The organism is Thalassolituus marinus, from assembly GCF_020320395.1.
Lineage (GTDB): Bacteria > Pseudomonadota > Gammaproteobacteria > Pseudomonadales > Oceanobacteraceae > Venatoribacter > Venatoribacter marinus.
The window spans coordinates 1-20,952 of record NZ_JAEDAH010000049.1 but is presented as its reverse complement, the minus strand read 5'-3'; the positions used below and the strand labels follow the sequence as shown (position 1 = coordinate 20,952).

At 53.9% G+C, this 20,952-nt stretch carries 22 protein-coding genes; 16 read left to right on the top strand and 6 right to left on the bottom strand.

Translation table 11 applies throughout. From position 1 onward, the window contains the following. The first annotated feature begins 70 nt into the window (after positions 1 to 70). Positions 71 to 1,837, top strand: a complete 1,767-nt coding sequence (locus tag I9W95_RS10120) for a flagellar hook-length control protein FliK (protein WP_225674461.1) — start codon at positions 71 to 73, stop codon at positions 1,835 to 1,837. A 13-nt stretch (positions 1,838 to 1,850) separates the two neighbouring features. Beyond that, a complete protein-coding gene (locus I9W95_RS10115) occupies positions 1,851 to 2,144 on the top strand; it encodes an EscU/YscU/HrcU family type III secretion system export apparatus switch protein (RefSeq protein WP_225674459.1) in 294 nt (97 codons plus the stop codon). 44 nt (positions 2,145 to 2,188) lie between these two features. On the opposite strand, the gene I9W95_RS10110 is transcribed toward I9W95_RS10115, so the two are convergent. Further along, a complete protein-coding gene (locus I9W95_RS10110; protein WP_225674457.1) occupies positions 2,189 to 2,851 on the bottom strand; it encodes a TetR/AcrR family transcriptional regulator in 663 nt (220 codons plus the stop codon). 284 nt (positions 2,852 to 3,135) lie between these two features. Between I9W95_RS10110 and hemN the strand changes: the two genes are divergently transcribed. Further along, positions 3,136 to 4,515: an oxygen-independent coproporphyrinogen III oxidase gene (hemN, locus tag I9W95_RS10105; RefSeq protein WP_225674455.1), complete on the top strand. Its 1,380-nt coding sequence runs from the start codon at positions 3,136 to 3,138 to the stop codon at positions 4,513 to 4,515. After that, positions 4,484 to 5,014, top strand: a complete 531-nt coding sequence (locus I9W95_RS10100; protein WP_225674453.1) for a TlpA family protein disulfide reductase — start codon at positions 4,484 to 4,486, stop codon at positions 5,012 to 5,014. Before hemN ends, I9W95_RS10100 begins: the two co-directional genes overlap by 32 nt. A 5-nt stretch (positions 5,015 to 5,019) precedes the next feature. On the opposite strand, the gene I9W95_RS10095 is transcribed toward I9W95_RS10100, so the two are convergent. Further along, positions 5,020 to 5,619, bottom strand: coding sequence for a hypothetical protein (locus I9W95_RS10095; protein ID WP_225674451.1), 600 nt, complete (start codon positions 5,617 to 5,619; stop codon positions 5,020 to 5,022). A gap of 125 nt (positions 5,620 to 5,744) precedes the next feature. On the opposite strand from I9W95_RS10095, the gene I9W95_RS10090 reads away from it, so the two are divergent. The 3 genes from I9W95_RS10090 to I9W95_RS10080 all read left to right on the top strand — a co-directional run bounded on the left by I9W95_RS10090 (position 5,745) and on the right by I9W95_RS10080 (position 7,470). After that, positions 5,745 to 6,506, top strand: coding sequence for a GNAT family N-acetyltransferase (locus I9W95_RS10090; RefSeq protein ID WP_225674449.1), 762 nt, complete (start codon positions 5,745 to 5,747; stop codon positions 6,504 to 6,506). Between the two features lie 95 nt (positions 6,507 to 6,601). Further along, positions 6,602 to 7,081, top strand: a complete 480-nt coding sequence (locus I9W95_RS10085; RefSeq protein ID WP_225674447.1) for a DUF4442 domain-containing protein — start codon at positions 6,602 to 6,604, stop codon at positions 7,079 to 7,081. 56 nt (positions 7,082 to 7,137) lie between these two features. Beyond that, the gene (locus tag I9W95_RS10080; RefSeq protein ID WP_225674445.1) at positions 7,138 to 7,470 is read left to right on the top strand and encodes a hypothetical protein; all 333 of its coding nucleotides are present in this window, start codon (positions 7,138 to 7,140) and stop codon (positions 7,468 to 7,470) included. 6 nt (positions 7,471 to 7,476) lie between these two features. Here I9W95_RS10080 and I9W95_RS10075 read toward each other — a convergent pair whose 3' ends face one another. After that, positions 7,477 to 8,418 (bottom strand): diguanylate cyclase domain-containing protein, encoded by a 942-nt coding sequence (locus I9W95_RS10075; protein WP_225674444.1) that lies wholly within the window; start codon positions 8,416 to 8,418, stop codon positions 7,477 to 7,479. Between the two features lie 261 nt (positions 8,419 to 8,679). On the opposite strand from I9W95_RS10075, the gene I9W95_RS10070 reads away from it, so the two are divergent. The 5 genes from I9W95_RS10070 to I9W95_RS10050 are packed head-to-tail and all read left to right on the top strand — an operon-like array spanning position 8,680 to position 14,076. Further along, positions 8,680 to 9,468 carry a glucosaminidase domain-containing protein gene (locus tag I9W95_RS10070; RefSeq protein WP_225674441.1) on the top strand — a complete coding sequence of 263 codons (789 nt, stop codon included), beginning with the start codon at positions 8,680 to 8,682 and terminating at the stop codon, positions 9,466 to 9,468. Beyond that, positions 9,469 to 9,843 carry a PilZ domain-containing protein gene (locus I9W95_RS10065; protein WP_225674440.1) on the top strand — a complete coding sequence of 125 codons (375 nt, stop codon included), beginning with the start codon at positions 9,469 to 9,471 and terminating at the stop codon, positions 9,841 to 9,843. Between the two features lie 20 nt (positions 9,844 to 9,863). After that, positions 9,864 to 11,048, top strand: a complete 1,185-nt coding sequence (locus I9W95_RS10060) for an acetate/propionate family kinase (protein ID WP_225674438.1) — start codon at positions 9,864 to 9,866, stop codon at positions 11,046 to 11,048. Between the two features lie 17 nt (positions 11,049 to 11,065). After that, positions 11,066 to 13,192 carry a phosphate acetyltransferase gene (gene pta, locus I9W95_RS10055; RefSeq protein ID WP_225674436.1) on the top strand — a complete coding sequence of 709 codons (2,127 nt, stop codon included), beginning with the start codon at positions 11,066 to 11,068 and terminating at the stop codon, positions 13,190 to 13,192. Beyond that, positions 13,192 to 14,076: an acyltransferase gene (locus I9W95_RS10050; protein ID WP_225674434.1), complete on the top strand. Its 885-nt coding sequence runs from the start codon at positions 13,192 to 13,194 to the stop codon at positions 14,074 to 14,076. The genes pta and I9W95_RS10050 overlap by 1 nt, the downstream gene beginning before the upstream one ends. Before the next feature lies 1 nt (position 14,077). Here I9W95_RS10050 and I9W95_RS18515 read toward each other — a convergent pair whose 3' ends face one another. Next, positions 14,078 to 15,325: a GGDEF domain-containing protein gene (locus tag I9W95_RS18515; RefSeq protein WP_225674432.1), complete on the bottom strand. Its 1,248-nt coding sequence runs from the start codon at positions 15,323 to 15,325 to the stop codon at positions 14,078 to 14,080. A 136-nt stretch (positions 15,326 to 15,461) separates the two neighbouring features. Between I9W95_RS18515 and cysK the strand changes: the two genes are divergently transcribed. Both cysK and I9W95_RS10035 read left to right on the top strand, forming a co-directional pair. Beyond that, positions 15,462 to 16,409: a cysteine synthase A gene (gene cysK / locus I9W95_RS10040; protein ID WP_225674430.1), complete on the top strand. Its 948-nt coding sequence runs from the start codon at positions 15,462 to 15,464 to the stop codon at positions 16,407 to 16,409. Next, entirely contained in the window at positions 16,399 to 17,010 is a 612-nt protein-coding gene (locus tag I9W95_RS10035) for an alpha-ketoglutarate-dependent dioxygenase AlkB family protein (protein ID WP_225674428.1), read from the top strand. The genes cysK and I9W95_RS10035 overlap by 11 nt, the downstream gene beginning before the upstream one ends. A 4-nt stretch (positions 17,011 to 17,014) precedes the next feature. Here I9W95_RS10035 and I9W95_RS10030 read toward each other — a convergent pair whose 3' ends face one another. Together I9W95_RS10030 and I9W95_RS10025 are read right to left on the bottom strand one after the other, a co-directional pair. Beyond that, complete coding sequence (locus tag I9W95_RS10030) at positions 17,015 to 18,013, bottom strand: hypothetical protein (RefSeq protein ID WP_225674426.1); 999 nt, start codon at positions 18,011 to 18,013, stop codon at positions 17,015 to 17,017. Between the two features lie 3 nt (positions 18,014 to 18,016). Beyond that, positions 18,017 to 18,883, bottom strand: coding sequence for a cation diffusion facilitator family transporter (locus I9W95_RS10025; RefSeq protein ID WP_225674424.1), 867 nt, complete (start codon positions 18,881 to 18,883; stop codon positions 18,017 to 18,019). Positions 18,884 to 19,051: 168 nt separating this feature from the next. On the opposite strand from I9W95_RS10025, the gene I9W95_RS10020 reads away from it, so the two are divergent. Together I9W95_RS10020 and I9W95_RS10015 are read left to right on the top strand one after the other, a co-directional pair. Then, positions 19,052 to 19,921, top strand: a complete 870-nt coding sequence (locus I9W95_RS10020) for a response regulator (RefSeq protein WP_225674422.1) — start codon at positions 19,052 to 19,054, stop codon at positions 19,919 to 19,921. A gap of 128 nt (positions 19,922 to 20,049) precedes the next feature. Further along, a complete protein-coding gene (locus I9W95_RS10015; protein ID WP_225674420.1) occupies positions 20,050 to 20,844 on the top strand; it encodes a tetratricopeptide repeat protein in 795 nt (264 codons plus the stop codon). Positions 20,845 to 20,952 lie beyond the last annotated feature (108 nt).

The following is a 20,952-nucleotide window of genomic DNA, read 5'->3' as shown; positions in this document are numbered from 1 at the left end:
GGCATTATATACAAAAACGGCCTACCAGCACTGACGCCCGGGAACTAAGATGGGTAAAGATGAGTAAACCTTGGCCGATATCAAATTTATGCTGCCTGATTCACTTCCCCTTATTCCCGCACAGTTAGTGCGTACTTCGGCGCCACAAAGCACCGCAGGGGGATCTTCTGCGCCCGCAGCCGCAACATTTCAGGCCCAGGTGATCAGTCAGAGCCAGACACCAGCAGGCTACGTCACCGAGGTCCGGGCTGAACAACAAATGCTGAAACTGATCAGCCAGTTACCATTGCCACAAGGTACTCAGCTGACCCTGCAGAGCAGCAACGGCACGCCGCCAGTACTCAACGTTACCGCTGTGCAACTCCCGGGCAGTGCACCGGCCTCACAGCCACTGCCCGCCAGTGTGGCGCAGTTGCTGGCAGCCCGCATCCCTCTGCTGGCTGAGCAGGCACTGGCACCACGTCCGGCGACAACCGAGCAGCCGCTGTACAACGCCACTGCGCAGTCCATGAAAGCACCTGCTGCTGCCGCAACAGTTTCTCAGCCTGCACTCAGCGCCAATGCCCGCAGCCTGATCGCCGCCAGTCTGAATACGCTACTGAGCGGCCAGATGTCAGCCTCCGTAACAATGCCCCAGGCGCCATCTCAATCGCCACCATCGCAATCGCCGCCGATTAATACATCAGCAGGCAACAGCAGCCTGCCTGCCAGCGCTGACATCGGGATGGCGATTAAGATGCAGAGCCCGGCGCCTGCCTCTGCACCCGGCATAGCTACTGCACTGCCAACAACAACGACCAGCAGTGCCACCATCCCCACAGCCGTCGTCCGGATACTTCAGCAATGGCTTGAGCAACTACCCGATCAAACTCAGCTCAGCACAGCCAGTGGTGTACGCCAGAGCCTTGCCAACAGCGGCCTGAACTACGAACAACGTCTGTTCGCACTGGCCGAGCAAATCCGTGCCGGCACACCTCAGCCCAGCGCCAGGCCAGAGCCACGCCCTGCTGATTCACAACCGGCAAAGCCGTTGATAAACGCCACTGACGGAACGGACACGCGCCAGCAAAGAAGTCCGTCCGAGACGCTGAGTAACCTGTTTACCTCGCTGTGGCAACAGGCAACCACAACCTTACCCGCCAAAGAACAGGGCACGGCACCACACAGTCTGAAAGAAGCTCTGCAACAGGCCGCCGCACGCCTGAATTCGGCAGTAGCCAGTACAGAGCAGCCACACCAGGCCCTGCTCAGTGGTTTGCTGGGTAAAGACAACAAAGCTGTACTGGCAAAAGCGATTATGCAATGGCACACCCTGCTGCAACCGCCGGAAGCCGCAGCAGTAAAAGAAATTCCACTGAATCTGCGCCTTAGTGAAATGCCGGAAGCACTGCGCCAGCTGCACAGTGCGCTGGCACGCGTTGAAAACGAGCAGATCCAGCGGCTGCAACAGGGGCCAGACCAACCCGTAACCTTGCCGTTGTTGTTTCGCGACCAGAATCAGTTACGCGAAGTGCCTCTGACACTGCAACAGGACAACGAAACTGCCACCGACAAACAGAAAAAGAAGCGCATCAGCTGGCAACTGCGTCTGCACTTTGACCTGCAGCGACTGGGACCATTGGATATCGAACTGGATATTGCCCTGCCCCGGTTATCGGCAACATTCTGGTCGGAGCAGAGCCATACTCTGAGCGAATTGACCAGTGCCTTGCAGCCGTTAAAAAGCAGCTTGCAATCGCTGGGCGTTGAGGTGGGAGAGCTGAAAACACGTCGTGGTGAACTGCCACTGGCGCAACGCAATCAGATCAGTCAGCGACTGATTGATACACACAGCTAAGGGCAGTATGACGATGAGCATTCCCGAGTCCATTCTCAACGCCAGTGAAGCCATTGCCTTGTCTTACGATGGGCTCAATGCCCCGAAAGTTTCAGCCTCAGGTGAGGATGAACTGGCCCAGGCCATCATTCGTCTGGCGCTGGAACATCAGGTACCGGTGTATGAGAACGCCTCACTGACCCGCTGGCTGTCACAGCTGGAAGTGGGTGACGAAATTCCTGAGCAACTGTATCAGGTCATTGCGGAAATTCTGGCGTTTGTTTATCAGCTCGAAGGCCGCACGCCAGGCCAGAATGGCCAGCCGTAAAAAAAGCGCCTGATAAGGCGCTTTTTGTATGACTGTCGGGATCTTCAGGTCACTTTCTCTGCCTGACGTTCGAGCGTCGACAGCAACCAGCCCAGATGTTCCTGCACAACGTCATCCGGAATCAGATCAACACCCGCCAACAGCAACGGCAGGGCGCGATAGCGATAAGAGTCGATCAGACCATGAATGGACGCAACAAAAAACAGAGCCAGTTGTTTCTGTACCGCTTCAGGTCGATCCGCGAGCATTGGCACCGCGTCTGACAGTAACGACAACAGGTGTTTCTGCCATTCTTCAACCAGGCGATCAACCTGAATCTGAACATCCTGATCCACCGCTTCGGTTTCATCCAGGGTCAGCAATGGCGGCTGAAACATCAGCTGGTAGTAGCCCGGATAGGTCTGCGCGAAAGCAATCAGTTGGCGAGCGAAGGTATAAAGCGCACCGGTCGGGCTGCTGGCAGACGTCATTTGCTCGTTGATATCGGCAAACGCCAGATCAAAACCACGACGACGAGTGTTGATAAACAAACACTCTTTGTTGGGGAAGTAATTGTAGATGTTACTGGCTGTCATACCCAGCTGTGACGCCAGCTTGCGCATCGACAAATGGTGAAAGCCAACCTCAGCCATCACCCGGGAGGCGCTGTCCATAATACGTTCGCGTTGCGCTGTAATTTCTTCCGCCGTAAAAGGTTTTTTCGGCATGGCTCACCCCATAATTTAGCCATTCCACAGCATTCATTCCCATGAGCACTGCTGTTTTTAAAGTTATACAAACCCTATAAAACGTCCGTTTTTCGTCAAAATCAAGTCTGTTAACGACCTTTCAGTAAAAAACTTAAGCAAATGACGGTTTCCCGTCAGTCGATAAACCCCTTTAAAGTCCATGGTTTATCGCCGCTTCTGCATCCATTCTGGTTGATATGGCGCAATAGTGGGCGTCAATCAGACGGTTACAATGGCCGCCATTGCTGAAAGTGAAGAGCCTTATGTCTGAACATCTCATCTGGGATCCCCTGCTGATCCAACGTTACAACCGCCCAGGCCCACGCTACACCTCCTACCCGACGGCGGTGGAATTTCAGGCCGTCTGTGACGACACAGCGGAACGTCAGGCATTTGCTGCGCGGGATGCTTCGCGCCCGCTTTCACTGTACGTACATATCCCGTTCTGCCGTCATGTTTGTTACTACTGCGGCTGCAACAAGATTGTGACCAAGAATACCGACCGTGCGGCACCTTATATCGCCGAACTGAAGCGCGAGATCGCCATGAAACGCGCCCTGCTAAGCGACGATGCCGTGGTTGAACAGATGCACTTCGGTGGTGGCACCCCCACCTTCCTCAGCGATGACGAACTGCGCGATCTGGTGACCTTCATGAAGTCGCAGTTCAATTTCAGTGAGCGTGACAGTGCCGACTACTCGATCGAAATTGATCCGCGTGAACTGCGCCCGGGCACACTGAAACTGCTGCGCGAGCTGGGCTTCAATCGCATCAGCTTTGGCGTACAGGATCTGGAACTGAAAGTGCAGGAAGCTGTAAACCGTATTCAGTCGGAAGAGATGATCCGCCAGGTAATGAGTGACGCCCGCACTCTGGGCTTCCGTTCTATCAACATGGATCTGATTTACGGTCTGCCACACCAGACGCTGGAAAGCTTCGACCGCACGCTGGATACCATTATTGAAATCTGTCCCGATCGCTTATCGGTTTTCAATTACGCGCACCTGCCGGAGCGCTTCAAGCCACAGCGTCGTATCTGCGCTGATGATCTGCCCGGTGCAGACGAAAAACTGGCCATTCTTGGCCACTGCATCACCAAGCTGTCGGCGGCTGATTACCACTACGTGGGCATGGACCACTTCGCCCGCCCGGATGATGAACTGGCAAGGGAGCAGGCTGCAGGGCGTCTGCACCGTAACTTTCAGGGCTACACCACCCATGGAGACTGCGATCTGATTGGCTTTGGTGTGTCCTCTATCAGCCAGATTGGCGATTACTACCTGCAAAACCAGATAACCGTCGAATCCTGGCAGGACTGCCTGGACAAAGAACAGATGCCAACAATGAAATCATTGCAGGTAAACACCGATGACGTACTGCGCCGGGATGTGATTACCGGTTTGCTCTGCCACCTGCAGGTCGATTTTGCCATCCTGAATGAACGCTATGCTGTCGACAGCCGCGAATATCTGGCAGACAGCCTGGCAGAATTGCAGCCAATGATTGCCGATGGTCTGGTTGATGTGGATGATCAGCGTATTCTGATCACCGAAAAAGGCAGATTGCTGGTACGTAATGCCTGCATGGCATTTGATACCTATCTGAAAAAGCATGAACAACAGCGATTCTCAAAAGCCATCTGAACCGCGACCGCGCTGGCAGCGCTGGGTGTTTGAAGGCGCCGTTGCGCTGCTGATCCTTACTGCGACAACCTTCTGGCTGACGCGCGATATGCTCGCGCGCCAGTCCGCCTCTCCAGCTCTCAATCTGGCCACCCTGCAAGGCAATGACTACCAATTACAGTGGCCAACTCAGCAACACCGGACTCTGGTGTACTTCTTTGCCCCCTGGTGTTCCGTATGCCGGATAAGCATGCCCGGCCTGAACCTGCTACAGGCAGATAATGACGCATTAACCGTCATAGCCGTAGCGCTCGACTGGGAATCCATTGAAGAAGTGGAAGCATTTATTACAGACAGTGGCTTTACTGGCCCGGTGCTGCTCGGAACCGCCCAAACGGCCCGGGATTATCAGATCAGCGGTTATCCCAGCTACTACATCATCAGCCAGGACGGCTATATCGAACACGCCGACCGCGGCCTGAGTACACCACCGGGACTGTGGCTGCGCAGTCGGCTGTGAACCGGCTAAAGCATACCCGGCTCGCCCTGCCACAGCGCCCATTGCTGGCCGTCGTATTGCAGATATACCCGTTTTTCAAACGGCTTGCGTTCTGACTCCAGCGTGCGGCGCAGAGTACGTGCTGAACCGAATGCAGGATCTTCAATCCAGGGCTGAATATCTTCCACGTACCACTGAATGTAGGCCTCAGCGTAGTAGTAATCACCAATAAGGTACGGTGGCGATAACTCCATAATGTTCTTCAGGCGGCCACGACCATAATAAAAGCCCTCTGGCGTATTCTGCTCACGGCGCGACATCGGGTAGTTATAACTCCATAACAGCAGGACTTTTTTCCGGGTCTGCCCCTGTTCAGAAACCGTCCCCATCTTCATCACCTTTTCCCGCGCGATCAGCTCATTGCGGAACAAAGCGTCCAGTAGTAAGGCATCCTTTGAACGGCTCCCCTGCTCAACCTCATAGGGTAAAGGAAACGGTAACCAGATCAGCGGTTGTGCCTGTAACCCTTTATCAATCAGGGCTGCAGCCAGATTCTCGCCCAGCACCGGCTGCGCCATCGCCCACGGCACCCACAGCCAGCAGACAATGGTTATCAGGTATTTCATAACGTCTCCCGTATCTGACAATTCTATAAGGATAGACGAGTAGCTGAGACACGCTGTAGCTGTCACGGAACTGTCACAGCCACTGGTTAGAGTCGCGCTGTTCATAAGAGATAACGGACCTCACCATGTTACAAGCTACTGCCCGTCAACAGACTGAGACTCTTGAGTCCCCCCTGATTGCACGTATTACGGATGATCCAGTGGAAATCCGTCAGGCAATGGAACTGCGCTACCGTGTATTTGCCGAGGGGATGGGCGCCAGCCTGCCAACCGCCAGCGAAGGCATTGACCGCGACCACTTCGACGATGTCTGCCTGCATCTGATCGTCAAAGACATCCTCAATAATCGCGTTGTCGGTTACAGCCGGATTCTGACCAATGAACTTGCAGCGCGCACCGGCGGTTTTTACTCTGCCACCGAGTTCGACCTGAGTAGTATCCTGCAACCAGGCAAACGCTATATGGAAATCGGTCGAACCTGTGTTGACCCTGATTTCCGCAGCGGTGCTGTCATTGGTCTGTTGTGGTCAGGCATTGCGCAGTTTATGGCGGCGCACAACATGGACTACCTGATGGGCTGTGCCAGCATTTCGCTGAATGACGGCTACAGCCGTGCCGTAGCGATTGTGAATCACCTGCGTGAAAAGCATTACACCAGCGAAGATATGCGTGCCGAGCCGAAGGTTCATATGCCACGTATCGACGTAGATCTGGATGGCAAATCTCTGGTGCCACCATTGCTTAAAGCCTATCTGCGCATCGGCGTGAAAGTCTGTGGCGAACCCTGTCTGGACAAGGAATTCAACGTAGCCGACGCTCTGATTCTGCTGAAAAGCGACGAAATCAACCAGCGCTATCTGCGTCACTTCGCCCGCGCAGAAGCCTGATCTTAAAAGCACCGCTACCGCAGCGGTGCAATCCCCCCGCTTTTCCGTGACCGCCACAGCCGTTAGACTGCGCGCCTTTTACCACGGAGAGCACTATGATCCGCAAGCTGACAAACTGGCTGACCTCTGCCAATGGTATGCGCCGCATCATGAACGTATACGGCCCATATCTGGGCGCTGGCGTAAAAGTTAACTACGTGGCGAAAGATTTTCGCGAGGCGGAAGTCACCATGAAGTTGCGCTGGTACAACCGCAACTATGTCGGCACCCACTTCGGTGGCAGCCTGTTTTCTATGATTGACCCCTTCTACATGCTACTGCTGATGAACACCCTGGGACGTGATTATGTAGTCTGGGATGCCAGTGCCAGCATTGACTTTATCCGCCCCGGCCGCGGTGTCGTCAAAGCCCGCTTTGTCCTGACCGACGCCATGCTGAATGACATTTACGAAGCGACGGCAAACGGTGAAAAGTACCTGCCAAGCTATGAAGTGAATATTACCGACGAGGACGGCGAACTGGTTGCCAGAGCCATCAAAACGCTCTACATCCGACGTAAGCCACCACGTAAGTAAAGCATCAGAACTCTGCTAGGCTTAGGTACAGAAGGACAGTTAAATGTGGATGACTCATGAGTACCTTAACCATTGCCGAAGCCAGCGAGCTGATCTGGGAATTACTGCAATCACTGGAAGACAGCTACTGGGAAGCCAGTCACTGTGACGATAAAGACCGGGTTTTCAATCTGATGCAGATTCTGAATGCCGAGTACATGGAACTACTGAAAGTCAGCGTGCAGGATCATCATTACGAATACGAGGTGATTTCAACCAGCCAGGCAACGCTGATGCAGCTGGTGAGTGAATTTCAGCGCAATGAGGCGAGTCGGCCAAGACGCCAGAAAACCTCGGCCCGCCTGTCAGGACTGATGAATCGCCTGACAGCCAACCTCACCAATAACTGATGACGTTCAGTGCGTCAGTAACTGACGCACAACGGCCAGGTCGACCGTATCGCTGATGCAGTTTCTCCCGGCACCTTTGGCGCTGTACAGCGCCTCATCTGCCGCTTCAATCAACAGCGATGGCTGCTCCCCCGCCTGAGGTTCACACCAGGCCAGCCCCATACTCAGCGTGACTACCGGCTGTACCGGAGATGCCGTATGCGGAATCGCCAGAGACTCCAGAACATCGCGAATACGCTCAGCCACCACCTTAACGCCTGACAGCTGCACCGACGGCAACACAACCGCAAACTCCTCACCACCGTAGCGAGCCACCAGATCACGCGGCCGTTGCACGGCAGCACGCAGTCCTTGCGCCACCTGATACAGACAGCGATCGCCCTGCGGGTGACCGTAGTGATCGTTATAGGCTTTAAAGTGATCGATATCGACCATAATCAGACCAACGTTACCCTGCACCCTCTGCGCCTGACGCCGCTCGGCCTCAATAAACTCATCGAGATAACGACGATTGGCCAGCCCGGTCAGACTGTCGGTCATAGAGAGGGATTCAAGCGCTTTACGCTGTGCACGCTGACGCAGCTGGGCTTTAACCCGGGCAAGATAGAGTAAAGGCTTCACCGGTTTACGCAAATAGTCCACCGCACCGGCCATCAGAGCTTCAACCTCGATGGCATCGTCGGCCGCACCCATAACGATGATATCCGCACCGCGAGTCATCGGGTGATTGCGCCAGGCATTGCAGAAAGCAGACAGCCCTTGTTCAGGAAGAGACGCGTCCAGCAGTAAAAGATCCGGAGCCTGATGAGCAGCATCGTCAAGCCAAGCGTTCAGCTGGGCGGGATTCAGCGCACTGACAACACACAGATCACCAGCCAGAAAGTCACCTAACTGGGCCTGAACCGCCAGAGTGGCGTCAGCGATAATGACCAAGGGTTGAGCTGCCATACTCTCTTGTCTCCGGGCTTGCGAGGTCAATCAGGACATACCTGACTGAACTATCGGCGAGAATACACCAATCATTAATAAAGGAAATAAAAAACAACAATTGCGGTAACGTTCAGGAACAATATGCCAAAACTACGACACAAACCTTAGAAATAATCGTCAAATAAATGTATTCCATCAGGCGCAACAAGCAAATGTGGGTGTTTGTCCCCAGATTCGCTAAACTGAGGATTAACTTTTTAAGCGAAATCAGACTGTTAGATGCGTAAGTACCTGCTGTTTCTGCTGTTAGCCGGCCTTGCCGGTTGCGAGCAAAAAGAAAAACCTGCCGAACGGGAGTCTCTGAAGGACATTCCGCCATTGCCCGACTTCAGCAGTTATACCGATGTAAAGGCGAAGAAGCAGGCCTTCTTCGACTATTTGCTGCCGTTGGTGCGTGAAGCCAACGCCAGAGTCATGGAGGAGCGGCAGCTGGCACAGAAGTGGGTTCTGGGCGAAGAAAGCCTTTCCACAGAAGAGCAGACTGCGCTGACAGCATTGCTGAAAAAGTACCGTATCAATACCAGTGAAGAGGATGAGCAGAAAGACCTGCTGCTGCGCCGGGTAAACCGGATTCCCGCGTCACTGGTTATTGCACAGGCTGCTAACGAATCCGGCTGGGGAACGTCACGCTTTGCCATTGAAGGTAATAATCTGTTTGGTCAGTGGTGCTTCACCAAGGGCTGTGGGCTGATTCCTGAAGGGCGTGGAGATGGCCAGCGACACGAAGTACGCCGCTTCCGTACGCCTCTCGCTTCCGTTGAAAGCTATATTCGCAACCTGAACAGCCATCCACAGTACCTCGAACTGCGTAACCTGCGGGTTAAGTCGCTGGAGGAAGACGGCCGTGTCTCTGGCCTTGAGCTGGTTCCGGGTCTGGAGAGTTATTCAGAACGCGGACAGGAGTATATTGACGAGATCAGTAATATGATCCGTTTTAATAAGATGGGGCGGTTCGATCAACCGCTGCAATCACAAAGTGCGGCAGAAGCATCCGCCAGCGGAGGTTAAATGCAGGCCAATGAACGTCGTTTCCGTCAGCGTTACAACGCGTCACCGCTGACCATTGAGGTACGCAGTCTTAACTGGCTGGGGCGACCGTCACGACCTTTCGCAGCACAGGCCAGAAACTTCGCTATCGGTGGTATGGGCATACTGACAGCCAACAAGCTGAAGCCGGGCAAGCGTCTGCTGATTAATCTCGCCAATTCCGATCATCGCCTGCAGGCTATTCCAGCCGTGGTATTACGCTGCGATCAGGCTGGCGATGATTTTATCTGCGCTCTGAAATTTGCTCTCGGGGAATTACCCGAACCGGCAAGTCGCGCTGTTTACACCGTATTGCAACGTCTGGAGGGCACCCTTAAGCAACCTGAGGCTGCCTGATACAACACAAGGAAAAGACTGTGAGTAAATCTCTGCTGGTGATCAATTGCGGAAGTTCGTCCATCAAATTCGCGCTGTATGACGCCAATGATCTGACTACCCCGAAACTCACGGCTCTGGCCGAGCGCCTGGGAGAAGAATCTCCCGTCCTCATCGTCAAAGGCGTGGGAGCTGGCGACCTGTCTCTGGACAACGGTGCCGATCATCAACATGCTCTGTCTGCATTTATTGAATACACCCGCGAACACATCAGCGACCTCGCAGGCATCGGTCACCGGGTGGTTCACGGTGGCGAACTGTTTCACCAGAGTACCATTATCGACGACAGTAATTTCGCACAGCTGGAAACACTGAACCCACTGGCACCTCTGCACAACCCGATCAACCTGCTCGGCATCCGTCTGTGCGCAGATATGTTTCCCGGCGTCCCTCAGGTCGCAGTATTCGATACGGCCTTCCATCAAAGCCTGGCGGAATCAACCTATCTGTATGGTGTGCCTTACGCCTGGTACGAAGAAAACGGCGTACGCCGCTACGGCTTCCACGGCACCAGCTACCGCTACATAAGCACTGAAGTCAGCCGTCGGCTGCAACAACCGGCCGAGGATCTTAACCTGCTGATCGCGCATCTTGGCAACGGCTGCAGCGCCTGTGCGGTACGCGCAGGACAGTCCGTCGACACCACCATGGGCCTTACGCCACTGGAAGGTCTGGTGATGGGCTCCCGTTGTGGCGACATAGACCCGGGTCTGGTTGAACATATTGAACAGGCGCGGGGGATGGACACCCACGAAGTGCTGCGCGATCTGAACCGCCGCAGCGGGCTACTGGGCCTGTCCGGCCTGAGCAATGACATGCGCACTCTGCTGGCTGCGGAAGCTGAGGGGCACGAAGGCGCTCGCCGCGCCATTGATGTTTTCTGCTTCCGTGTGGCGCGTCACTTTGCCGCCTTGTCAGTGTCCCTGCGCAATATTGATGCCGTGGTATTTACCGGCGGTATCGGTGAGCATGCCGCCGCCGTTCGTCAGCGTATTCTTGCCCACTGGCGCAATATGGACTTCCGCCTCGACGACGACCTGAACAACAGCAACGGTGACGATCAGGGACGTATCAGTCAGTCCGGATCACCACTGGTGCTGGTCGTTCCTACGGACGAGGAAGGCATGATTGCTCAGGATACCCTCACTCTGATCAACCACTCTTGAGATGGCAGCCAGAACCGATGATTAACATTCTGATAGCACCCACCGGGCTGGAAAGCGGCCTGACAACCATCAGTCTGGGCCTGATCCGCGCCCTTGATGCCCAGGGCCTGAAAGTTGGCTTCGTAAAGCCGGTAGCGCCCGACTACGCCGCATCCGAACGCTCCTCCCATCTGGTGCGTAGTGTGCTGCACCTGAAAACACCGGATCCGATGCATCTGCACCTGGTACAGCAGCGCATCAGTGACGGCATGCTCGACCGTGTGCTGGAAGATGTGGTGGCATTGCACGATGAAGTCGCCAGGGATTGTGACGTGGTACTGATCGAAGGTCTGGTACCTGATCGCAGCGAGCCCTATACCGCAAAACTGAATGCCGAAATCGCCAAGGCGCTGAACGCCGATGTATTGCTGGTCGCCAACGGTCTGAACCGCAGTCCGGCTCAGGTCAAAGCCGAAGTGAAACTGCAAACCGGTATCTTCGGTGGGGAGCAGGCCAGTCTGCTCGGCTGCATCATCAACAAAGCCGGCCATGCGGTCGAAGATCAGCATATTCCCTCTGGCGAACAGGCTCAGGTCGTGGAACAGAATACCACTGAACACTGCGAGCCTTTCTGGAAGCTGTCGCTGCCACGCTGCCCGATACTGGGAGTTATTCCATGGAAGTCGGAACTGGTCAGCCCACGCATGCTGGATGTCTGCCGGGCGCTGAACGCCAGGGTGCTGCATCCGGGAGAAATGGAAAGCCGACGCGTCTTGCGCGTCGCACTGTGCGCCCGCTCACTGGGCAATATGGTTGATGTCCTGCGCCCCGGTACCTTACTGGTTACTCCGGGAGATCGCGATGACGTCATGGTCGCCGCGGCAATTGCCGCCACCAACGGTACTCGTCTGGCCGGCATGCTGCTGACCAGTGGCATGATGCCGGGTGAGAACATTATTAATTTATGTCGCGCCGCACTGCAGACCGGTGTTCCGGTGCTGATGACCGACCACGACACCTTTACCACCGCACAACAGCTGACCCGTATGGATACTCAGGTATCGGTGGATGATGTCGACCGCGTACACAACATCATGGAGTGTGTGTCTGAGCATCTGAATATGAATATTCTGATGGAACAACTCGGCCAGCCCCATGCTACCCGCCTGAGTCCGGCAGCCTTCCGCTATCAGATCGTTGCCAAAGCCCGCGCAGCACAGAAACGCATAGTCCTGCCTGAAGGTGAAGAGCCGCGCACCATTGAAGCTGCCGCTATTTGTCAGCAGCGCGGTATAGCCCAGTGTGTTCTGCTGGGCGACCCTGAACGTATTCAGCAAATCGCTCAGGCACAGGAAGTTGAGTTACCGGAAGGTCTGCAGATCATCAACCCGCCGACCGTGCGTGAGCAATACGTTGAAGGCATGGTTGAGCTGCGCAAACACAAAAACCTCACCGAGCCTATGGCGCTGGCCCAGCTGGAAGACAATGTTGTGCTGGGTACTATGATGCTGGCACAGGATGAGGTCGACGGTCTGGTGTCCGGCGCGATTCATACCACCGCGAATACCATTCGCCCTGCCCTGCAACTGATTAAAACGGCGCCAGGTGCAAAGCTGGTTTCGTCGGTCTTTTTTATGGGACTGCCGGATCAGGTACTGGTCTATGGCGATTGCGCGGTTAACCCGGACCCCAACGCCGAAGAGCTGGCTGACATTGCCATTCAGAGTGCCGAGTCAGCACTGGCAATGGGCATTCCGGCACGCATTGCCTTGCTTAGTTACAGCACGGGTACCTCTGGCGCTGGTGCCGATGTTGAGAAGGTCCGACAGGCAACACAACTGGTCAGAGAGGCACGTCCGGACCTGACCATTGATGGCCCGCTGCAGTACGATGCAGCCACCACGGCCAGCGTCGCTCGCAGTAAAGCACCGGACAGCCCGGTCGCAGGACAGGCGACCGTTCTGATCTTCCCGGATCTGAACACAGGTAACACAACCTATAAAGCTGTTCAGCGTAGTGCGCACGTGATCAGTATCGGACCGATGCTGCAGGGCTTAGCCAAGCCGGTTAACGACCTGTCCCGGGGCGCTCTTGTAGAGGATATCGTTTACACTATCGCGCTGACCGCTATTCAATCAGATCAGAAAAAGGTTAATAAAAACTGATGCTTCCTTTAATTCGCGGCAGCGTAGCTGCAGTTCTGCTGGTGACTAATGTCCTGTTCTGGTGCCTGTTGCTGTTCGCTTTCACACTGCTGAAAATCATCATTCCGGTACCGGCTGTGCGCAGCGGAATTACACGAATTCTGAATGCCATCGCCAACAGCTGGATCAGCTGCAACTCCGGCTGGATGCATCTGACCCAGAAAATGGACTGGGATATTCAGCTACCGCCGAACCTGGATTCCAAAGGCTGGTATTTCGTTATCAGTAATCATCAGAGCTGGGTCGATATTCTGGTGCTGCAACACAGCCTGAATCGTCGCATTCCACTGCTGAAATTTTTCCTGAAGCAGGAACTGATCAAGGTACCTGTGATGGGGGCTGCCTGGTGGGCACTGGATTTTCCGTTTATGAAACGTTATTCAAAAGCGTATCTGGAAAAGTACCCGGAAAAGAAAGGCCAGGACCTGGAAACCACGCGCAAAGCCTGTGAAAAATTCCGTACGCTGCCAACCAGCGTGATGAACTTTCTTGAAGGAACACGCTTTGAGCAGGCCAAGCACGATAAGCAACAGTCACCATACAAGCATCTGCTGAAACCCAAAGCGGGCGGTATGGCATTTGCCATGAGCGCGATGGGCGAGCAGTTCAGTTCTGTGCTGGATGTAACCATTCACTACCCGGATTTCGTACCAACATTCTGGGAGTTTATGCAGGGCAAGATGCCACGCTGTACCGTTCTGGTTGAAGAGCTGCCAATTCCACAGGATCTGCGCAACGGGGATTACGAAAACGATGCAGACTACCGCAGTCGTTTTCAGCAGTGGGTGCATGAGCTATGGGAAAAGAAGGACGCCCAGCTGGACGCCCTTATTCAGAAGGGCTGATTCAACCGCAAACCCGGTTACGTCCCTGCGCTTTTGCTTCGTACAATAACCGGTCAGCCTGGCTCAGCAACTGATCAGACGTGCAACTGTCGTCAGGAATAACACTGGCGACACCAGCGCTTATAGTCACCAGCCCTGAGTCAGCGGCCTCATGAGTGATGGCCATCCCCTCGATGGCCGAACGCATCTTTTCAACAATCCAGACAGCGTCGGCACGACTGGTCTCCGGTAGCAACATTACAAACTCTTCACCCCCATAACGGGCACACAGATCTGCAGGGCGGTTACAGTACTGCGCCATTTTATTTGCCAGCGTACGCAGACATTCATCACCCTTCTGGTGACCATAAAGGTCGTTATAATCCTTGAACTTGTCGATATCGACCATGACCAGCGACAGTGGCATGGAGGATCGCTTGGCCCGACGCCATTCAGTATCCAGGCTCTCTTCGAGGAAACGACGATTGGCGATGCCAGTCAGGCTGTCAGTGGTCGACAATACATGCAGACGGCCACTGAGATACTGCAGACGTTCGGCCTCCAGAGCCAGCAGACGGTTCTTCATGAAGTCACTGCGCGCGGAAGACTCCATCATAAAGGCCATATAACTGCCCATGACGATCAGTAGCGCCCAGAACATAATAAACATTGGAATAAAAATGCTGATCAGTCGCTGCAGCTCCGGATCAGAGACTGTCTGATGGCTGAGTAACAACGACACGATATAGCAGGCAAGAATAGCTACCGACACGACCAGAACCGAGCGATAGCTGAGCCTTAATACCACCATGGTGAATATCTGTATGGGGATAAGGCCCAGGTGGTAGGCGTACTTCATCTCGCCGGGAATCAGCCAGATAAAACCAATCACAGAAAAGCCGATGGCAAAAATTCCCAGTGCGGCGATGGTGACCATATGGCGTGAATACTGACTGCGTGGAATCCAGAACACGAACAGAAAGGCCAGAGCAGTGATAACAACCCGCAGTGAAAAAATCAGCGGGCCATTTTCCGCCCCGAGATAAAAATCGGTCCAGGAAAAACCAAGATAAAATACCAACCCGGCAATGAGCATTTTATGATCAATTTCCATAAAACGCTGATTACGCTGGTCAATGTATTTGCTTTCCAGGCGGCCGGGAAATCTCAGCTGCTTTCTGCCCTGCTCAAGAATTCCAGATAGTATATTGATCTGGTCTTCTACTCGCTTTAAGGTGTCGTGATCCTGCAGACTACTGATATGCGACACTGGATCTCCCTTTGATCATCCGGTGGATCAAACCAACTGCTTACAAACACGTTACGTCTGTCGCAACTCAGTTTCAATAGAACATCAAAGCCAATTGCAGACAATATCCGCAGGCGTCGGATTTTAAGAGGTACGAATGAAAGTCTACGAAGATATCAGCCAGTCCATTGGTAATACCCCGCTGGTGCGTATTCGCCACATCACCGACCATCCGGCCATCTATGCCAAGCTGGAAAACCGTAACCCGGCGCACTCGGTAAAATGCCGCATCGGCGCCAACATGATCTGGCAGGCAGAACAGGACGGTCTGCTCAAGCCCGGCATGGAAATCGTTGAGCCAACCAGTGGTAATACCGGGATCGCTCTTTCCTTCGTAGCGGCGGCCCGTGGTTACAAGGTCACTCTGACCATGCCAGAAACCATGAGCGTTGAGCGTCGTAAGGTCATGAAGGCGCTGGGCGCAAATCTGGTACTGACTGAAGGGCCGAAAGGCATGAAAGGCGCAGTCGATGCAGCTGAAGCACTGGTCGCCGAAGCTCCGCAGCAGCGAATCATGCTGCAACAGTTCAATAACCCGGCCAACCCGGCGATTCACGAAAAAACCACCGGGCCGGAAATCTGGCGCGATACCGATGGTGAAGTGGATGTGATCGTCGCAGGTGTCGGTACCGGCGGTACCATCAGTGGCGTTGCACGCTACCTGAAATCACAGAAAGCCATTACCGCTGTCGCAGTTGAGCCGTCCGCCTCTCCGATTATCAGCCAGAAACTGGCGGGTGAAGACCTGACTCCGGGGCCGCACAAAATTCAGGGCATTGGCGCTAACTTTATTCCGGGCAACCTGGATCTGAGTGTGCTTGACCGCGTAGAACAGGTCAGTAACGAAGAAGCCATGGCCATGGCTCATGAACTGATGTCGAAAGAAGGTATTCTGGCCGGTATCTCCTGTGGTGCCGCCATTACCGCAGCACTGCGTCTGGCGAAAGAGCCGGAATACGCAGATAAGAAAATCGTCGTCGTGCTGCCAGACTCCGGTGAGCGTTACCTGACCTCGCCGCTGTTCGAAGGCTTCTTTGAACAGTAAGTCACTGCTCAGGCCGGATGCTTTAAGCACCGGCCAGCCTTTGCTGGATGGCGACCTGATGCTGTATTCAGCCTGTGTCGCCGACAGCCCTGCCTTATTTCATCAGCTTCTCAATTCCATTCTCTGGCAACAGGGCTATGTCACCCTGTACGGTAAACGGCACCTAATTCCCCGTCTTCAGGCCTGGTACGGTGACCCGGATGCAGGCTATCGCTATTCCGGAGAAACTCTGACACCCCTGCCCTGGACTGCGGAACTAAAACAACTGAAGGACGAATTGCAGACAATGACAGGTCTGCCACTGAACTCCGTACTGGCTAACCTTTATCGCAATGGACAGGACAAAATGGGCTGGCACGCCGACGATGAAACCGAGCTGGGTGAGCAGCCACAGATTCTGTCGCTGTCGTTAGGCGCCTGCCGGGACTTTGCCCTGCGTCCTAAGGGAGCATCAAGGCAACATAGCCAGGTCGCCCTGACCGACGGTTCGCTGTTATGGATGAAAGCCGGAATGCAATCGCGCTGGCAACATGCACTACCTGCACGGGCCCGTGTTACCACACCGCGAATAAATCTCACCTTCCGCCTGGTCAACCAGTGACGCTTCAGTCGTGAGCGATGACGGACTCAAGCCGGAACATCAGCACCGGCGTTGTCTCGTAATCTTTTTCCCGATCCCAGAGAAACTCGGGAGCAATTTCTGCATAAACCCAGTCGCTGTAGACCAGCTGGCGATAGCGTACGCCGGCAGAATATGAATAAAATGAGGCATCATTCTGTGTATCACCCTGCGCTCCGGCCACAAAAGCCAACGCTCGCGTTCTGCTTAACTCGTGATACAACCCGGCATCGTAAGACAAAGTAAAATAGCCATCATTTTTCTGATAACCCGCTTTCATATTGACGCGAAAGAGCTTCTCAATATTAAACGGAAAGTCGACTCGCAATCGCGTATCTTCACCCCAGCCAGCCTGGGTAAAGTAATAGATGCTCTGCGTTGCGCGCAGTTCCCATTCCGACAGATAAACGTAGCGACGTGCGCGAAAACGAATAAACGGATCAGGTGGTACTCCCCAGCGCACACCGGCGTCCAGGTTAGTCTTCCAGGCATCAGACTCGTCAATGATGTACTGCAGGGCTGTGACGTAATCAACGTTCTCGATACTTTCTACCGGATCAGATTCACGCACTTCCTCATCTTCTGAATCAAGCAGGAGGTTCAGGCGTTCATTCGTATTCGGTAGAACCACTTTAACGCTGATACCGAACTTATAGTCTACCGGATCCCCCAGTACGCGACGGGTGTAGAGTGATATTTTCGCCCGACTGCCATCGACATCATCGTCGGTAATCTCTTCACTGAAAAACGTATCGACAAAAAACGAATCAATGTTGCCAGACAAGCGGTTGAGATACTGGGCCAGCCAGCTGCGCGATCGTTCAATCATCGCCGGCGAGACGGTTGTCTGTTGTGGCGCCGGTTCAGCGTAATATTCAGGGAAACGGTATTCAGGAATATCATTGCTGCGCAGGCGAGGTTCAGCCTCCATCGCCAGCGCGGAAGGTACCAGTATCAGTAACAGCCATCCCAGGCCTGGGCGCATGACTTATACCGGATCCTGATGAATAAGAATTTCTGCCCGCGGAAAACGTTTCAGCACCGTTTTCTCAACCGTATCGGCAATATCATGGGCGGACTTCAGTGACTGACTGCCATCCAGCTCCAGATGCATCTGAATAAACTGCATGGCACCAGCCTGGCGGGTACGCAGATCGTGTACTCCCCTTACCCCGGGACAGGTCTGAATCAGACTAAGCAGCTCTTTTTCATCCTCTTCCGGCAGCGCTTTATCCATCAGCACCTCAAGTGCATCTTTAATAATGCCGTACACGCTGTACAGCAGGACACCGGCAATCCCCAGCGCAACCACCGGGTCGAGCCAGTACTGCTCCCAGTAAGCGGCTATCAATGCCACCACAACAGCGAAGCTGGTGAGGATATCGCCAAAATAATGAGCAGAGTCTGCTTTAATTGCCAGCGAGTGTGTTCTGGCGTAGACCCAACGCTGATACATCACCAGTGCCAGTGTGGCTGCCGCAGAAAACAGCATGACGGCAATGCTTTCTTCGAGCGCCATAAGCGCCTGTGGATGAATCAGGCGATCAACCACGTGCAAAAGTAAAACACTGGCCGAACCCAGAATAAACGCAGATTGAATAAGGGCAGCCAGCCCCTCAGCCTTGGTGTGACCAAACGGATGATCGTCATCCGCAGGCATCAGCGCATATCGCACGGCAAAGAAGTTCACGACCGATGCCGCAATATCCATCAGTGAATCGAGCAAAGACGACAGTACGCTGGAGGAGTCACTGACACTCCAGGCAAATACTTTGGCCAGTAATAACGTCACGGCGGTAAAAATTGACGCCGTGGCGGCACGTTTGATCAACACTGCATTTGGGGTAGCTGTCATCGGTATACCTGAAGTCTGAAGCCGGGACACCATTGTGCTGTATCCCTCAGTTTTCCATCGCGATCCGATATTCTGCCACACAATGAAGGTGTTGGCCGCCTATAACTATTGACCTGATACCCCTTCCTGCCCATATTGGACTCCGTAAAGGTTCAGGAAGTACCGATCATGACGATCCGAAATGCTCTGGTAGTGGATGACTCCAAGTCCGCTCGTATGATGCTGCAGCGCCTGCTGAGCAAAATGAATGTTCAGGCTGAAACTGTAGACAGCGCCGAAGAAGCGCTGAGTTTTCTCGAAAGCCGCCAGCCGGATGTGATCTTTATGGATCATATGATGCCGGGTATGGACGGGCTGGCAGCGACACAGCTGATTAAATCCAATCCTCGTACTGCTGGCATTCCAACTATTATGTACACCTCAAAAGAAGGTGACGAATATCAGGATATGGCCCGTTCTCATGGTGCCGAAGGCGTACTGGCCAAACCGGCCAGCCATGAAGCCGTGATGGCCGTTATCGAAGCACTGGATGAACCCGCTGCAAATGACGACAGCAGTGCAACACCGGCAGCCATTCCACTGGTTGAAATTGATCGCCTGGTACAGAAACATCTGAAGGCTGCTATCGCCGAAGCCAAAGCAGAAATCAGTGCCGGTCTGGACACCACGACACAACAGCTGCAAGCAATGCAGGCGCAGCAGATTGATATTGCCCAGGCCCGTATTTATCAGCAGTTTGATCGCTGGAAGAACGAGTTTGAGAAAAGTCAGAGCGATGAAGCTCTGTTCCAGAAAACCCGTACCCTTAACCAGCGCCTGGCCATTACCGTTGCTGACCGCATGGTTAAGAAAAACGCGGATGATCTGGTAACGGTTATGAAAACCAACCGCACGACGCTGGAGTCCAGTATCGCCAGTGTTAAATCAGACCTGCAGAAGCAGCAGGCTATCGCGCTTAAGCAGGCAGTCATCGGTGCTGCTGCTATTGGCACCGTGCTCGGCGGTGCTATTGGTGTTCTTGCAGCGTTCATGCTCTGACATGACCTGCATCAGCCAGAACAGGCCTTAAAAGCCTGCTTCTGGCCTGAGTTCCCCTAGGCAAGGACTGACCTCACCATTAAACTAGCCGCTCTCACCAGAATTCTAAAATGATCAGGGATACGATAATGATCAAAGCGCTTATTACAGCCGTTGCCGTCATTGCACTTGGCGGATGCGCTGCTGCAACACCGTTATTGGTAGCAGAAGCCGGCGGACACCAACTCGCTCGCTACGACGAAAATATTAAAGTTCGCGCCGCTGCAGCTCTGCAGGATGAGCCGGATATGCTGACTTACTCCGTACAGGCTATCAGCCGTGGTAAAGCTGCTGACGCCATCAATACCTATCTTAAAGGGTACAACGCGTCGGACTACAGCAATAACATGAAATCCCTGGCGCTGTATCAGATAGCGCTGGTGTATATGAACCGTTTCAATGATGACCGTGATGATCAGAAAGCCCGTGAATTCCTGGAGTTACACCGCAAGGAGTTTCCGCAGTCTCGTCTGAAACCACGTATTGACCAGCACATCGCTATCCTCGATAAGCGTGCGCAAGAGCCGGTACAGCTGACGGCAGATCAGTTACTGAAACAGGTCGACCGCAGCAAGCTGCTGAAAAAAGACACCACGCCATTTGACGCAGAACTGACGCCGATGAGCGAACGTGCCATTACTGAAGGCCGCGTTGCCGATGCCGAAACGGTTTACCTGATTCTGTACGATAACAAAGCGTCGTCCGCTGAAATGCGTGCCAAAGCACTGTATCAGCTTGGCCTCATTTACATGAGCCCATATAACGAACTGGGCAATAACAAGAAAGCGATGGCATACTTCCGTAAGATCATTAACGAATTTCCGGGAACCAGTGTTTCGAAACGCAGCGAAGAGCGAATTTCAGACCTGATCAACCGTCAGTAAAAATAAAAAAAGGCCTTATAAAAGGCACTAGTGTCCCACAGTTTTAAAGATATCGGTTTTCTATAAACGACTTTTAAATCCGCAATGCCTGCTGCCTCCCAGGGGAAC

Coding starts and splice junctions, on each gene's coding strand:
- I9W95_RS10115 (WP_225674459.1), top strand. CDS start 1,851: ATGAGCATTCCCGAGTCCATTCTCAACGCCAGTGAAGCCATTGCCTTG.
- I9W95_RS10110 (WP_225674457.1), bottom strand. CDS start 2,851: ATGCCGAAAAAACCTTTTACGGCGGAAGAAATTACAGCGCAACGCGAA.
- hemN (WP_225674455.1), top strand. CDS start 3,136: ATGTCTGAACATCTCATCTGGGATCCCCTGCTGATCCAACGTTACAAC.
- I9W95_RS10100 (WP_225674453.1), top strand. CDS start 4,484: ATGAACAACAGCGATTCTCAAAAGCCATCTGAACCGCGACCGCGCTGG.
- I9W95_RS10095 (WP_225674451.1), bottom strand. CDS start 5,619: ATGAAATACCTGATAACCATTGTCTGCTGGCTGTGGGTGCCGTGGGCG.
- I9W95_RS10090 (WP_225674449.1), top strand. CDS start 5,745: ATGTTACAAGCTACTGCCCGTCAACAGACTGAGACTCTTGAGTCCCCC.
- I9W95_RS10085 (WP_225674447.1), top strand. CDS start 6,602: ATGATCCGCAAGCTGACAAACTGGCTGACCTCTGCCAATGGTATGCGC.
- I9W95_RS10080 (WP_225674445.1), top strand. CDS start 7,138: ATGAGTACCTTAACCATTGCCGAAGCCAGCGAGCTGATCTGGGAATTA.
- I9W95_RS10075 (WP_225674444.1), bottom strand. CDS start 8,418: ATGGCAGCTCAACCCTTGGTCATTATCGCTGACGCCACTCTGGCGGTT.
- I9W95_RS10070 (WP_225674441.1), top strand. CDS start 8,680: ATGCGTAAGTACCTGCTGTTTCTGCTGTTAGCCGGCCTTGCCGGTTGC.
- I9W95_RS10065 (WP_225674440.1), top strand. CDS start 9,469: ATGCAGGCCAATGAACGTCGTTTCCGTCAGCGTTACAACGCGTCACCG.
- pta (WP_225674436.1), top strand. CDS start 11,066: ATGATTAACATTCTGATAGCACCCACCGGGCTGGAAAGCGGCCTGACA.
- I9W95_RS10050 (WP_225674434.1), top strand. CDS start 13,192: ATGCTTCCTTTAATTCGCGGCAGCGTAGCTGCAGTTCTGCTGGTGACT.
- cysK (WP_225674430.1), top strand. CDS start 15,462: ATGAAAGTCTACGAAGATATCAGCCAGTCCATTGGTAATACCCCGCTG.
- I9W95_RS10030 (WP_225674426.1), bottom strand. CDS start 18,013: ATGCGCCCAGGCCTGGGATGGCTGTTACTGATACTGGTACCTTCCGCG.
- I9W95_RS10025 (WP_225674424.1), bottom strand. CDS start 18,883: ATGACAGCTACCCCAAATGCAGTGTTGATCAAACGTGCCGCCACGGCG.
- I9W95_RS10020 (WP_225674422.1), top strand. CDS start 19,052: ATGACGATCCGAAATGCTCTGGTAGTGGATGACTCCAAGTCCGCTCGT.
- I9W95_RS10015 (WP_225674420.1), top strand. CDS start 20,050: ATGATCAAAGCGCTTATTACAGCCGTTGCCGTCATTGCACTTGGCGGA.